This window comes from Pandoraea commovens (assembly GCF_024704525.1).
Taxonomy (GTDB): Bacteria; Pseudomonadota; Gammaproteobacteria; order Burkholderiales; family Burkholderiaceae; genus Pandoraea; species Pandoraea commovens.
Genome location: NZ_CP102780.1, coordinates 315,416 through 329,189, shown reverse-complemented (window position 1 = coordinate 329,189; position 13,774 = coordinate 315,416). Strand labels below are relative to the sequence as shown.

Below are 13,774 nucleotides of genomic sequence, written 5' to 3'. Positions count from 1 at the left end.
GCCGGAGCCGCACACCGCGCTTCCGGCGCATGCAGAGGTTTCGCATGATAACGATAAGACGCTGGACCGCTGCCGCCCTTGTCCTGCTTTCGCTGGGCGCTGCGCTGACAATCTCCCACCCCGCCCGTGCCGCCGTCACCGACGCCGACCTCACCGCCCTCGCGGGCGACGACTTCGACGCCAAGGCACAAGCCATCGATCACCTCGCCGCCGACGGTTCGCCGCAGGCGGCCGCACTCCTCAAGGCACTCGCCGACGACTCGGCCGTGACCGTGGGCGAGCGCCTCGCGATTCAGAAGGACGACAAGTACGTCGACCCGATCACGGGTGCGCCGGTCAAAGCCGATGACGCCGGGTCGCTCACGCTGAACAACGTGCTGCGCGCAAAGGTTGCGACGGCCGCCGCCGCCGGTACGCTGCTGTCGACCGATCGCGACGCGCGTGCGCAAGCCATCGACACGATGTTGCAGAACCCGTCGCCCGCGTTCAAGACGCTGATCGAACAAGCGCGCCAGAAGGAAACCGATCCTGCGTTGCGCAAACGTCTCGATCAGCTCTGGGCGCAGTCGGCGCTGCACGACACCGATCCGAAGAAGCGCCGTGAAGCCATCGATCTGATTGCCTCTGCGGGCGATCCGCAGATGCGCGATCTGCTGCTGCCCATCGTCGCCAAGCAGGCCGACGGCACCTACGCCGAGCCCGACGCCACCGTGCGCAGCGCCGCCGACATCGCGCTCACGCAACTGGCCGCCGCACAGCGCCGCAGCGAGTTCTTCGGGACGGTGTTCGCCGGTCTGTCGCTCGGCAGCGTGCTGTTGCTCGCGGCACTCGGGCTGGCGATTACCTACGGCCTGATCGGCGTCATCAACATGGCGCACGGCGAGTTTCTGATGGTCGGCGCGTATGCCACCTACGTCGTGCAAACGTTGTTCCAGCGCTTCCTGCCGGGGGCGTTCGACTTCTATCTCGTCGCCGCCGTGCCCGCCGCGTTCGTCGTGGCCGCCGCGCTCGGTTTCGTGCTGGAGCGCACCGTCATCAAGCATTTGTACGGACGTCCGCTGGAGACGCTGCTCACCACGTTCGGTATCAGCCTGCTCCTGATTCAGGCGGTGCGCACGCTGTTCGGCGCGCAGAACGTCGAAGTCATCAATCCGTCGTGGATGAGTGGCGGCGTCGCCGTACTGCCGAATCTGATGCTGCCGTACAACCGCATCGTGATTCTGGTGTTCGCGCTGGTCGTGGTGGCGCTCACGTGGTCGGTGCTCAATCTCACGCGCCTCGGTCTATTCATTCGCGCCGTGACGCAGAACCGCTCGATGGCGGCGTGCGTCGGCGTGAAGACGGGACGCGTCGACAGCTACGCCTTCGCTTTCGGCGCAGGCATCGCCGGTCTCGGCGGCTGCGCCCTCTCGCAGATCGGTAACGTCGGCCCGGACCTCGGTCAGAGCTACATCATCGATTCGTTCATGGCCGTGGTGCTGGGCGGCGTGGGCCAACTCGCGGGGACGATCGTCGGCGCATTCGGTCTGGGCATCGCCAACAAGCTGCTCGAACCCGTGTGGGGCGCAGTGCTTGCGAAGATCGCCGTGCTGATCCTGATCGTGCTGTTCATCCAGAAACGCCCGCAGGGCATGTTTGCGCTCAAAGGGCGCAGTGCGGAGGCCTGAATGCAGACGTCGAACTTTCTTCCCGAAGGTGTCGCCCCGACGATGCCACTGGACGTGCCCGCGCGCGCCCGTCTGCTGCCGAAACACGTCGCCCCGGTGCTGCTGGCGTTCGTGCTGGCGGTGATGGTGATCGTGCCGGTGTGTGCGCTGGTGTTGCCCGCCACACATCCGTTGCATCTATCGGCATACGCCATGACGCTCGTCGGCAAGATCATGTGCTACGCGATTGCCGCGCTGGCGCTCGATCTCGTGTGGGGGTACTGCGGCATTCTGAGCCTCGGTCACGGCCTGTTCTTCGCGCTTGGCGGCTATGCGATGGGGATGTACCTCATGCGCGGAATCGGTCGCGACGGCGTGTATCACAGCGATCTGCCCGACTTCATGGTGTTCCTCGACTGGAAAGAACTGCCCTGGTACTGGACCGGCACCGAGCACTTCGCCTGGGCGATGTTCCTCGTCGTGGCGCTGCCGGGTGTGGTCGCGTGGCTCTTCGGATATCTGGCGTTCCGCTCGCGCGTGAAGGGCGTCTATCTGTCGATCATCACGCAAGCGCTCACGTTCGCCGCCATGCTGCTGTTCTATCGCAACGAGACCGGCTTCGGCGGTAACAATGGCTTTACCGATTTCAAGCGCATTCTGGGCTACTCGATCACCTCGGCGAACACGCGTACGGTGCTGTTTCTGGTGACGTTCGCTGTGCTGGTCGGCGCGTTCCTGTTGTGCCGCGCACTGGTGGTGTCGAAGTTCGGACGCGTCGTCACCGCGATTCGCGACGGCGAGTCCCGCGCCATGTTCCTCGGCTATCGACCGCTCAGCTACAAGTTGTTCGTCTGGACGCTGTCGGCCATGCTGTGCGGCATTGCCGGTGCGCTCTATGTGCCGCAGGTCGGCATCATCAACCCGAGCGAGATGGCCCCGGTCAACTCCATCGAAATGGCGATCTGGGTCGCCATCGGCGGACGCGGCTCGCTCGTCGGTGCGATTGCCGGTGCGTTCATCGTCAACGGCGCGAAGAGCTTCTTCACCGCCTACTTCGCCGAATACTGGCTGTTCTTCCTCGGCGCGATGTTCGTGCTGGTGCCGCTGCTGCTGCCGCAGGGCGTGATGGGTCTGGTCACGCAACTCACGCGTAAGCGCGACCGCCACGCCCCTATCGCTGCGGAAGGCGACGTACCCCATTCCGTTTCCGGAGACCGCGCATGAGACCCGACTACGACATCAGCTGGCAACAGGCCGATGCGCCGGAGGCTTCCGTCTCGGTCAGTGGCGACGCGACGGGCATGTCGCACCTCGTGGTGCCCGGCGAAATCGACACGTCGCACGGCCTCATCCTCTATTTGGAGAACATCTGCGTTTCGTTCGACGGCTTTCGCGCGCTGAACGATCTGTCGCTATCGATCAAGACCAACGAACTGCGCTGCATCATCGGCCCCAACGGCGCAGGCAAGACGACGATGATGGACGTAATCACGGGTAAGACGCGCCCCGACTCGGGACGCGCCTTCCTCGGTCAGACGCTCGACCTCACGCGTCTGGACGAACCGGCCATCGCGCAGGCGGGCGTCGGGCGCAAGTTTCAGAAGCCGACGGTGTTCGAGCATCACAGCGTCTGGGAAAATCTCGAACTCGCGTGTGCGGGGGATAAGCGCTGGTTCCGTGCGCTGTGGGCCGTGCTGACGCCGACCATCAAACGTCGTGTCGAGGAAGTGCTGGCGCTCACGCACCTGGAACATCAGGCGCATGTGCGTGCGGGGCAGTTGTCGCACGGGCAAAAGCAGCGACTGGAGATCGGCATGTTGCTGATGCAGCAGCCGCAGTTGTTGCTGCTCGACGAACCGGCCGCTGGCATGACCGACGAAGAGACGGCGCAACTGGCCGAGTTGCTCAACCGTCTGCGCGGGCATTGCTCGATGATGGTGGTCGAGCACGACATGGCGTTCGTCGCCGCGCTCGCGGGGGAGACCGGTCTCGTCACCGTGATGGCCGAAGGCCGGGTGCTCGCCGAAGGCACGCTCGACGCAGTGCAACGCGACGAGCGCGTGATCGAATCGTATCTGGGACGCTGACCATGCTGGAAATTCACGCACTCAATCAGTTCTACAGCGGCAGTCACATCCTGCGCAACGTGGAGTTCACGGTGCCCGACGCGCAACTCACCGTGCTGTTGGGGCGTAACGGCGTGGGCAAGACCACGCTCCTCAAATGCCTCATGGGCGTGGTGCCGGTGAAGTCGGGCAGCATCGCGTGGCGCGGCAAGACGCTGACGTCGGCCCCGTCCTATGCGCGCGTATCGAGCGGCATGGCGTACGTGCCGCAAGGTCGCGAGATCTTTCCGCGTCTCACCGTCGAAGAGAATCTGCTGATCGGTGCCGCGAGCCGCCCGTCGCGCGAGGCGAAGCGCGGCGTGCCGGACGACATCTACGAGTTGTTCCCCGTGCTACGCGACATGAAGCAGCGGCGCGGCGGCGACCTGTCCGGCGGACAGCAGCAGCAACTCGCCATCGGGCGCGCGCTCATGAGCGACCCGCAACTGCTGATTCTGGACGAACCGACGGAAGGCATTCAACCGTCGATCATCAAGGACATCGGTCGCACGCTGCGACGTCTGGTGGACGAGCGCGGCATGACGGTGTTGCTCGTCGAGCAGTACTACGACTTCGCGCTCGAACTCGCTGACCACTATCGCGTAATGAGCCGCGGCGCCATCGTCTCAAGCGGGCTGGGCAAGGACATGGAAGCCGACGGCGTGCGGCACATGGTGGCGGTGTGATGGCGTCGACGGAAACCGGCTGGCACGCCGAGCTGACGCTCGGCTTCGAGCGCCATGACGCCCGCACGGTGCTCGCAACGCGCCGACATCAGGGACCGCTCGTCGTACAGAAGTCGTTACATCCGGAAGGCCCCGGCATCTGCCATGCGGTCGTCGTGCATCCGCCCGGCGGCATCGCGGGCGGCGACGCGTTGTCCATCGATATCGACGTCGGTCGTGATAGCCATGCCGTGCTGACGACGCCCGGTGCGACGAAGTGGTACAAGTCGCAAGGCCGCTTCGGCACGCAGGACATTACGCTGACGGTGCACGACGGCGCGAAGCTCGACTGGCTGCCGCTGGAGAACATCGTGTTCGAGCATGCGGATGCGCGTCAGCGCGTGACCGTGCGTCTTGGCGAGAACGCGACCGTCATCGGCTGGGACGCGACGCTGCTCGGCCGTCAGGCGGCAGGTGAGCAGTGGACACAAGGCCGCTGGCGTTCGAACTTCGCACTGCGCGACGCGCAGGATCGTCTGCTGTGGGCGGAGCAGGCGGTACTCGGGGCGGACGATCCACAGCGCACCGGCGCGACCGGCCTTGCAAGCTTCCCCGTCTTCGCGGCGCTCTGGGCGGTCGGACCGGCGTGTACGCGCGAGTTGGCCGAGTCCCTGGCCGAGGGACTGCCGTTCAGCGAGGACATCCGTGCCGGTATCACGTGCCTGCCCGGCAACGTCCTCGTCTTGCGCGTGCTCGGCCGCGAAATGGAGGCGGTGCGCCAACTGCTGATCGCGCATTGGCTCAAGCTGCGCCCGATCGTGCATGGGGCACCGGCCGAGCCGCTTCGAATCTGGGCGACGTGAGGCCGCTACACGCACACACATCACCGATGCAAGGTCATGCCGACAGCGCAGCCAGCACGTCCTGCGACCGCACGATATCCGCGTTACGCGTCAGCACCTTATCGAGCAGCACCTGCTCGACCTCGCCGTCCGGGTCCGGGCAGCAGTCGCGAGCGATGACGACGCGATAGTCGAGATCGAACGCCTGACGCGTGGTCGATAGCACGACGCCGCTGGTCGTCACGCCCGCCAGCACGAGCGTGTCGATATTGGCCGAGCGCAGCAGCGTCTGCATGTCGGTACCACTGAACGCGCCGATGCGCTTCTTGACGACGACGGCCTCGCCGTCCTGCGGCGCGACGTCGGGATGGATGGCCGTGGCGGGCTGATCGAGCATCAGCACGCCGTTGGCCTTGATCGCGGAGAAGATGCGATTGTGCGCGCTGACCTCCGGATGTCCGGTGCGAAAGCCGACCATCACGTAGACGACCGTCATCTTCGCCGCGCGCGCGGCCCCCAGTAGTTGCGCCGTCTTGCCGATGACTTCGGCGTGACGCTCGGCGGCCACATTGTTTTGCAGAATGAAGTGCTGGTAATCCATCACGAGCAAGGCGGTCTTCGTGGGATCGAGGTGAAGGGGGGATGACAGCGTCGACATCTTCGTAGCTCCGGTAAGTTCTGCGCGCGAGCAAGTCGCAACGCCGTCACTGTCTTCGCCCCGCTCGCCTGCGTCAAGTCATCGCGGCGATGCGCGTCACACACCGCCTCGACGCACCATTTCGCACCATTTCGGTGATAACCCCGGGTCGCATCGTCAGCACACCGTCCATTTCGCACCAACATCGGGCACACCGAAAAGTCGCCAGTCCGTCTGCGCATCGGCGGCCGCGTTGGCCGACGGACCCCGCCGCGACTTCCGCCAAAGCGGCACACCACTCGACGGGGTCAGGCACGAATCCTGCTACCTCACTGTATCGACCGGTCTGACCAGACGCGCCGATCCTTTGCATCCCCCCCTTTCACCTCATGCCGCCTAATGCATTACGTCCTTGATTTCGCCGACCTGCGGCAGTACTTCGCGCTGTTCGTGCGCGGTGCCGCGCTGACGATTGCGCTCACGGCCGTCTCCACGGTCATCGGCGTGGTCATCGGTGCGCTGTGCGCCGCTGCGCGCGAGCAGGGCTCGAACGGCCTCAGGTTCTTCGCCGGACTGTACGTCGAGCTGTTCCGCAACACGCCGTTCATCGTTCAGTTGTTCTTCATCTTCTTCGGGCTGCCCAGCGTCGGCATTCATATCGACGAGACGAGCGCCGCCATCATCGCCATGAGTCTCAACCTCGGTGCGTACGCAACCGAGATCATTCGTGCAGGCATGCGCGCTGTGCCGCGCGGACTGTCCGAAGCCGGCCTCTCGCTCGCCATGACGCGCGGGCAGATCCTGCGTCACGTGATCCTGCCGCAAGCATTCGCCAAGGTGTTCCCGGCGCTCGCCAGCCAGATCGTCATCGTGATGCTCGGCTCGGCCGTCGTCTCGCAAATCTCCGTCCCCGATCTCTCGTATGCAGCCAACTTCGTGCAGTCGCGCACATTCCGCGCCTTCGAGAGTTATCTGATCGTCACCGCGCTCTATCTGGTACTCGCCATCGCGCTTCGTCGTGTGCTGATGCGTGCCGCACGCCGTCTGTTTCGCGGCATGGTGAAGGGAGGCGCACGATGATCGAGTTTTCGATAGCGGACATGCTGCGCGGGTTGATCCTTGCCGGACGCTGGACGCTCGCACTCTCAGCTATCGCGTTCGTGTGCGGGGGACTGGTCGCGCTGCTGCTTCTGGTGATTCGCGTCGGACGCGTGCAATGGGCCGCGCGCGCCGTGGCGCTGTACATCGAAGTGTTTCAGGGCACGCCGCTGCTCATGCAGCTCTTTCTGGTGTTCTTCGGGCTACCGTTGCTCGGGCTGGAAGTGTCGCCGTGGGTAGCGGCAACCGTGTGTCTCACGCTTTACACCAGCGCTTACCTGACGGAAATCTGGCGCGGCTGCGTCGACGCCATCCCGCACGGTCAGTGGGAAGCGTCGTCCAGTCTGGCGATGCGTTACGGCGAACAGTTGCGTCACGTGATCCTGCCGCAGGCGCTGCGCATCGCCATTGCGCCGACCGTCGGCTTCTCAGTGCAGGTCGTCAAGAGCACTGCGCTCGCATCGATCATCGGCTTCGACGAACTCACCAAGACCGGCACCATGCTCACCAATGCGACGTTCCAGCCGTTCACCGTGTATGGCCTCGTCGCGCTGCTCTACTTCGCTGCCTGCTACCCGCTGTCGCTGTGGGCGCGTCATCTCGAAAGGAAACTCCATGTCGCTAATTAAGGTCCGGGGCATGCAAAAGCGCTTCGGCGAGAACCCCGTGCTGCGTGGCATCGACATGGAAGTCGAGCGTGGTCAGGTCGTGTCGATCATCGGCAAAAGCGGCTCGGGCAAGAGCACACTGCTGCGCACACTCAATGGTCTGGAGCGGTTCGATGCGGGGAGCGTGGACGTGGACGGCGTGCTGGTCGGCGCACGCGACACCGATCTTCGCGCGCTGCGTCTGAAGGTCGGCATGGTGTTTCAGCAGTACAACCTGTTTCCGCATCTGACGGCGGGTGAGAACGTGATGCTCGCGCAGAAGGTCGTCAAGAAGACGACGAAGCACGACGCCCGCGAAGTCGCCCGCACGATGCTCGCCAAAGTGGGGCTGGCCGACAAGTTCGACAGCTACCCGTCGCAACTCTCGGGCGGTCAGCAACAACGCGTGGCGATTGCCCGTTCGCTCGCGATGCATCCTTCGGTGCTACTGTGCGACGAAATCACTTCGGCGCTCGATCCCGAACTGGTCGCGGAAGTGCTCAAGGTGCTGGAGGACCTCGCCGCCGAAGGCATGACGCTGATTCTCGTCACGCACGAGATGCGCTTTGCACGTCATGTGTCGGATCGCGTGGTGTTCATGCATCAGGGGAAGATCTGGGAGTCCGGCGACCCGGAACAGCTCTTCACGCAGCCCGCAACGCCGGAATTGCAGCGGTTCATCGCGCAATGACGTTCCACCCTTTACCCAACGTTCGCACTGAAATTCACTCGTCAAGATGAAGCTCACTCCTCGCGAAAAAGACAAGCTGCTCATCTTCACCGCCGCCCTGCTGGCCGAGCGCCGACGCGCGCGCGGCCTGAAGCTGAACTATCCGGAAGCCGTGGCGTTCATCAGCGCCGCGCTGATGGAAGGCGCACGCGACGGTCGCACCGTCGCCGACCTCATGCACTACGGAACAACGCTGCTCACGCGTGACGACGTCATGGAAGGGGTGCCCGAGATGATTCCCGACATTCAGGTCGAAGCGACGTTTCCAGACGGCACCAAGCTCGTCACCGTGCATCACCCGATTCCATGACGTGACGGTCCGCCTCGATCGCTTCGCCTGTCATCGGTAACCATAGACAACAACACTTCGCTGCACTTTAAGGATGCCCCCCATGGCCCGCCTCGAAAACTCGATTGACGCGCACGTTGCGCTCCCCGTCTCTGCCCGCTCAACCGGCGCTCGTCGTCCTCGCCACCATGCGGTCCGCGCCCGCGTGGCGACCGGCCTTGCGTTGCTCGCTACATCGGGTGTCGCGCTGGCCCACCCGGGGCATCCGGGTCACGACGCCGTGAGCAGCTTCGCCGCCGGTTTCGTGCACCCGCTGACCGGCGCGGATCACCTCTGCGCGATGATCGTCGTGGGGCTGTGGAGTTCGCTGACGTCTAAACGCGTCTGGGCGGCACCGCTCGCGTTCGTCGCCATGCTCGCGGCCGGTGGCCTGCTCGGCATGATGCATTGGTTCTCCCTGCCCGGCGTGGAGCCGATGATCGCCGTCTCGTTGCTCGTCCTCGGTCTGATGCTCGCGACGCGTGCGCAACTGCCGGGATGGGCAGGCGCAGCGGTCGTCGGCACGTTTGCCGTCTTCCACGGTTTCGCCCACGGTGCCGAGCTGCCCACCGAAGCGAGCGCAATGCATTACATGGCCGGTTTCCTCGTCGCGACCGGCATGCTGCACTGCCTCGGCATCGCAGCCGGTGTGGCGCTGCGCCATCGCACGGTGTGGGCGCCGCGCGTGCTGGGTGCAGGCGTACTGGCCTATGGCGTGACGCTGCTCGTCGCAGCGGCCTGACGCCGGTTGCTGCCGCCAGGAGACGCTCATGATTCCCGGAGAACTGCTCCCCGCCGCTGGCGACATCACGCTCAACGAGGGGCGTGAGACCGTCAGCGTGACCGTGGCCAATACCGGCGACCGTCCGATTCAGATCGGTTCGCACTTCCACTTCTATGAAGTCAACGACGCCCTGCAATTCGACCGTGAAGCAGCGCGCGGTTTTCGGCTGAACATCGCCGCCGGGACCGCCGTTCGATTCGAACCGGGGCAACAACGCACGGTAGAACTCGTCGCGCTGGCGGGGGACCGCCGCGTTTATGGTTTTGCGGGTCGCGTCATGGGGGCGCTATGAAGATCTCTCGCCGCGCCTACGCGGAAATGTTCGGCCCGACCACGGGCGACCGGTTGCGTCTGGCCGATACGGAACTCATCGTCGAGATCGAACGCGACTACACGATCTACGGCGAAGAAGTGAAGTTCGGCGGCGGCAAAGTGATTCGCGACGGCATGGGGCAATCGCAACGCACGCGTGCCGACGTCGTCGACACCGTCATTACCAATGCCGTCATCATCGACCATTGGGGCATCGTCAAGGCCGACATCGGCCTGAAGGACGGGCGCATCTGGGGCATCGGCAAAGCCGGAAATCCCGACATCCAACCCGGCGTGACGATCCCGCTCGGCGGCGCGACGGAAGTCATCGCCGGTGAAGGCATGATCGTCACGGCAGGCGGCATCGATTCGCATATTCACTTCATCTGCCCGCAGCAGATCGAGGAAGCGCTGTCCTCGGGTGTGACGACGCTGCTCGGCGGCGGCACCGGGCCCGCAACAGGCACCAACGCGACCACCTGTACGCCGGGGCCGTGGCACATGGAACGCATGTTGCAGGCCGCCGACGGCTGGCCCATCAACCTCGGCTTTCTCGGCAAGGGCAACGTCAGTCAGCCCGAGCCGTTGATGGAGCAGATCGAAGCGGGGGCGATTGGTCTGAAGCTGCACGAGGACTGGGGGTCGACGCCTGCGGCCATCGATGCATGCCTCTCGGTGGCCGACGCCACCGACACGCAAGTCGCGATTCACACGGACACGCTGAACGAAGGCGGCTTCGTCGAAGCAACGGTTGCGGCCATCAAGGGCCGTACGATCCACACGTATCACACCGAAGGTGCGGGCGGCGGCCACGCGCCGGACATTCTGAAGGTCTGCGGCGAACCGAACGTGCTGCCGTCGTCCACCAATCCGACGCGGCCTTACACCGTCAACACGCTCGACGAACATCTCGACATGCTGATGGTTTGCCATCACCTCGATCCGGCGATTGCAGAGGACATTGCGTTTGCCGAGTCGCGCATTCGTCGCGAGACGATTGCGGCCGAAGACATCCTCCACGATCTCGGCGCACTGTCGATGATCTCGTCGGATTCGCAGGCCATGGGGCGCGTTGGGGAAGTGGTGATGCGCACCTGGCAGACGGCGCACAAGATGAAGGTGCAGCGCGGCGCGCTGGGAACGGACCCGTCGGCGTCGGACAACTTCCGTGTGAAGCGGTACGTGGCGAAGTACACGATCAACCCGGCGATCACGCACGGCATGGCGCATGAAATCGGGTCCATCGAAGTCGGAAAATGGGCCGATCTGGTGTTGTGGGAACCGGCGTTCTTCGGCGTGAAGCCGTCGCTGATTCTCAAGGGCGGCATGATCACGACGGCGCTGATGGGCGACCCGAACGCATCGATTCCGACGCCGCAGCCGGTGCATTACCGCGAAATGTTCGGCGCACGGGCAGGCGCGCTGGCGCGGACGTCGCTGACGTTCGTCTCGCAAGCAGCGTACGATGGCGACGTGGCCGGTCGTTTCGGGCTGGCCAAACGCATCGTGCCGGTGCGCAATATCCGGCAGGTGACCAAGGCCAACATGATCAACAACGACTGGCTGCCGAACATCAGCGTCGATCCCGAGACCTATCAGGTCATCGCGGACGGACAACTGCTGACGTGCGAGCCCGCCACCGTATTGCCCATGGCCCAACGCTACTTTCTTTTCTGATTCTGCCGAGCCATGTCGCAAGATTCCGAACTCTCCGCATCCGAGAACCCTCCGTCGTCGACCACGGCTTTGCGTCGTGTCGAGAAGCGCTTCGAAGCGGGACACATCGCCGCCCCGCTCGCGCGCCGCGCCCCGGCGCTCGTGCTGCCGTTCGACGCGCGCAGCAAGAGCCGTCTTCGTGCGACGCTGGAGACCGGTGAAGAGGTCGCGCTGTTTTTGCCGCGTGGCACCGTGTTGCGCGGGGGCGATGTGCTCGTCGCAGACGACGGTAAGTTCATCCGCGTAGAAGCGGCGGCGGAAACCGTGCTGCTCGTGAGCGCGCCGACCGCCCTTGCGCTCACCCGCGCGGCGTATCACCTCGGCAATCGTCATACCCCGGTGGAAGTGGGCGACGGATACCTCAAGCTCGAATACGACCCGGTCTTGCGCGACATGCTGCTGCGCCTCGATGTCGACGTCGCCGAAGCATTGATGCCCTTCGAGCCGGAAGCCGGTGCGTACGGCGGCGGTCACAAGCACGGTCACGACGCGACCTACGCCGAAGACTTCGAACTCGCACAGCGCGTGTTTCACGAACATCACGGTCATGATCATGATCACGGCCATGACCACGGACATGTTCATGGTCCGGGCTGCGGTCACGATCACTCGCATTCGCATAGTCACGACCACGATCACGGTCATGTGCACGGACCCGGCTGCGGTCATGATCACTCGCATGGTCACGACCATGCGCACGACCATGACCATGTGCATGGCCCGGATTGTGGCCACGACCATGCCGCCCGCACCGGCAGCGGCAGCGGCAACGAACCCGCTTCAGTGAGTCCGACCGATGACGGCAAGCCTGCCCAGCCCTCTCACTGAGCCGGTCGCGGCGGCGTCGCTGCAATCGCTTGCGGCGCTGCTTCATCTCGCCTCGCCTGCGCTACCCATCGGTGCCTTCAGCTATTCACAGGGCCTCGAAGCAGCGGTCGAGCACGGCATCATTCACGACGCCCCCAGCGCCGAGCGCTGGATCGCCAGTCAGCTCGACGGCGTCTTCACGACGGGTGAAATGGCGCTGCTCGCGCGTCAGTGGCGTCACTGGCAGGCGCGCGACGTCGCGGCGTTACGCCATATCAACGACTGGTTGCTCGCCACGCGTGAGACCGCAGAGCTACGCGCCGAGACCGAGCAGATGGGCTGGTCACTCACCCAACTGGCAGTGTCGCTCGAATGGGGCGATGCCGAGCAACGCGAGCATCTGTCGTCGCTCAAGCCGATTGCGCTACCGACGGCCTTCGCCTTCGCCGCGCTGACGCATGGCGCACCGCTGCCCGACACGCTCGTCGCTTACGCATTCAGTTGGCTGGAGAATCAGGTCGCCGGTGCGCTCAAGGCGGTGCCGCTCGGGCAGTTGGCGGCGCAGCGGGTCATCGTTGCATTGCGTCCGCGCGTGGTCGACGCCGCCCATCGAGCCGCGTCGCTGCCAGACGATCAGATCAACACGTTTTCCCCGGCGCTCGCCATTCTGGCGTCGCGTCACGAAACACAGTATTCACGGCTGTTCCGTTCTTGAGACGCAGGTTTTCGCGTCGCCCTATTCGTCATTTCCTGCGTCATCTTTCAATCACTGCCACCACGACATACGCCATGACGACATCCGCCAACGCCCGTCGCACCAAAAAGAATCCGCCGCTGCGTGTCGGCATCGGAGGCCCGGTCGGCTCCGGCAAGACCACGTTGACCGAGATGCTTTGTAAAGCGATGCGCGATCGCTACGATCTCGTTGTCATCACCAACGACATCTACACGAAGGAAGATCAGCGACTGCTCACAGTCGCCGGTGCACTGGAGCCTGAGCGGATTCTCGGCGTGGAGACGGGCGGCTGTCCGCACACGGCGATTCGCGAGGACGCGTCAATCAATCTCGAAGCCGTGGAGCGCATGCTGGATCGTTTCCCGGACGCAGACGTCGTGTTCATCGAATCCGGTGGTGACAATCTGGCCGCAACGTTCAGCCCCGAGTTGTCGGACCTGACGATTTATGTGATCGACGTGGCTGGCGGCGAGAAAATTCCCCGCAAAGGCGGCCCGGGCATCACGAAGTCCGACTTGCTGGTGATCAACAAGACCGACCTTGCACCTTATGTCGGCGCGTCGCTCGACATCATGCGCTCCGACACCCAGAAGATGCGCGGCATGCGTCCGTTCGTGATGGGCAACATGAAAGAAGGCAAAGGCCTTCAGGAGATCATCAGCTTCATCGAAGCGCGAGGAATGCTGGCGTGAGGTGAGACTCGGGCCGCCACTTGGACCTC

General features: G+C 64.3%; 15 protein-coding genes and 1 pseudogene. 15 read left to right on the top strand and 1 reads right to left on the bottom strand.

Annotation, left to right across the window (positions count from 1 at the left end):
• The first annotated feature begins 44 nt into the window (after nt 1-44).
• Genes urtB through NTU39_RS01835 form a run of 5 tightly spaced genes read left to right on the top strand, consistent with a single transcriptional unit; the run spans nt 45 to nt 5,279 of the window.
• Entirely contained in the window at nt 45-1,667 is a 1,623-nt protein-coding gene (gene urtB, locus NTU39_RS01855; RefSeq protein WP_257959066.1) for an urea ABC transporter permease subunit UrtB, read from the top strand.
• Complete coding sequence (urtC, locus tag NTU39_RS01850; protein ID WP_150663964.1) at nt 1,668-2,870, top strand: urea ABC transporter permease subunit UrtC; 1,203 nt, start codon at nt 1,668-1,670, stop codon at nt 2,868-2,870.
• Nucleotides 2,867-3,733 carry an urea ABC transporter ATP-binding protein UrtD gene (gene urtD / locus NTU39_RS01845; RefSeq protein WP_150663963.1) on the top strand — a complete coding sequence of 289 codons (867 nt, stop codon included), beginning with the start codon at nt 2,867-2,869 and terminating at the stop codon, nt 3,731-3,733. Before urtC ends, urtD begins: the two co-directional genes overlap by 4 nt.
• Before the next feature lie 2 nt (nt 3,734-3,735).
• Nucleotides 3,736-4,437, top strand: coding sequence for an urea ABC transporter ATP-binding subunit UrtE (gene urtE, locus NTU39_RS01840; protein WP_257959065.1), 702 nt, complete (start codon nt 3,736-3,738; stop codon nt 4,435-4,437).
• A complete protein-coding gene (locus tag NTU39_RS01835; RefSeq protein ID WP_150663962.1) occupies nt 4,437-5,279 on the top strand; it encodes an urease accessory protein UreD in 843 nt (280 codons plus the stop codon). The genes urtE and NTU39_RS01835 overlap by 1 nt, the downstream gene beginning before the upstream one ends.
• A 34-nt stretch (nt 5,280-5,313) precedes the next feature.
• On the opposite strand, the gene NTU39_RS01830 is transcribed toward NTU39_RS01835, so the two are convergent.
• On the bottom strand, nt 5,314-5,916 hold the full coding sequence (locus NTU39_RS01830; RefSeq protein WP_257959064.1) for a cysteine hydrolase family protein: 603 nt from the start codon (nt 5,914-5,916) through the stop codon (nt 5,314-5,316).
• A 378-nt stretch (nt 5,917-6,294) separates the two neighbouring features.
• Between NTU39_RS01830 and NTU39_RS01825 the strand changes: the two genes are divergently transcribed.
• From NTU39_RS01825 to ureG, 10 genes and pseudogenes are all read left to right on the top strand, one after another.
• Nucleotides 6,295-6,975 carry an amino acid ABC transporter permease gene (locus NTU39_RS01825; RefSeq protein ID WP_257959063.1) on the top strand — a complete coding sequence of 227 codons (681 nt, stop codon included), beginning with the start codon at nt 6,295-6,297 and terminating at the stop codon, nt 6,973-6,975.
• A complete protein-coding gene (locus tag NTU39_RS01820; protein ID WP_150663959.1) occupies nt 6,972-7,622 on the top strand; it encodes an amino acid ABC transporter permease in 651 nt (216 codons plus the stop codon). The genes NTU39_RS01825 and NTU39_RS01820 overlap by 4 nt, the downstream gene beginning before the upstream one ends.
• Entirely contained in the window at nt 7,609-8,331 is a 723-nt protein-coding gene (locus tag NTU39_RS01815; protein ID WP_150663958.1) for an amino acid ABC transporter ATP-binding protein, read from the top strand. Before NTU39_RS01820 ends, NTU39_RS01815 begins: the two co-directional genes overlap by 14 nt.
• Nucleotides 8,332-8,377: 46 nt before the next feature.
• Nucleotides 8,378-8,680, top strand: coding sequence for an urease subunit gamma (locus NTU39_RS01810; protein ID WP_039394912.1), 303 nt, complete (start codon nt 8,378-8,380; stop codon nt 8,678-8,680).
• An 82-nt stretch (nt 8,681-8,762) separates the two neighbouring features.
• On the top strand, nt 8,763-9,440 hold the full coding sequence (locus NTU39_RS01805) for a HupE/UreJ family protein (RefSeq protein ID WP_174984541.1): 678 nt from the start codon (nt 8,763-8,765) through the stop codon (nt 9,438-9,440).
• Between the two features lie 28 nt (nt 9,441-9,468).
• The gene (locus NTU39_RS01800) at nt 9,469-9,774 is read left to right on the top strand and encodes an urease subunit beta (protein ID WP_039394909.1); all 306 of its coding nucleotides are present in this window, start codon (nt 9,469-9,471) and stop codon (nt 9,772-9,774) included.
• Entirely contained in the window at nt 9,771-11,471 is a 1,701-nt protein-coding gene (gene ureC / locus NTU39_RS01795; protein WP_150575160.1) for an urease subunit alpha, read from the top strand. The genes NTU39_RS01800 and ureC overlap by 4 nt, the downstream gene beginning before the upstream one ends.
• A 69-nt stretch (nt 11,472-11,540) precedes the next feature.
• Nucleotides 11,541-12,197: pseudogene (gene ureE, locus NTU39_RS01790) on the top strand (urease accessory protein UreE); the annotation flags it as partial.
• Between the two features lie 109 nt (nt 12,198-12,306).
• The gene (locus tag NTU39_RS01785; protein ID WP_150736452.1) at nt 12,307-13,032 is read left to right on the top strand and encodes an urease accessory protein UreF; all 726 of its coding nucleotides are present in this window, start codon (nt 12,307-12,309) and stop codon (nt 13,030-13,032) included.
• Between the two features lie 74 nt (nt 13,033-13,106).
• On the top strand, nt 13,107-13,745 hold the full coding sequence (ureG, locus tag NTU39_RS01780; RefSeq protein WP_046290442.1) for an urease accessory protein UreG: 639 nt from the start codon (nt 13,107-13,109) through the stop codon (nt 13,743-13,745).
• Nucleotides 13,746-13,774 lie beyond the last annotated feature (29 nt).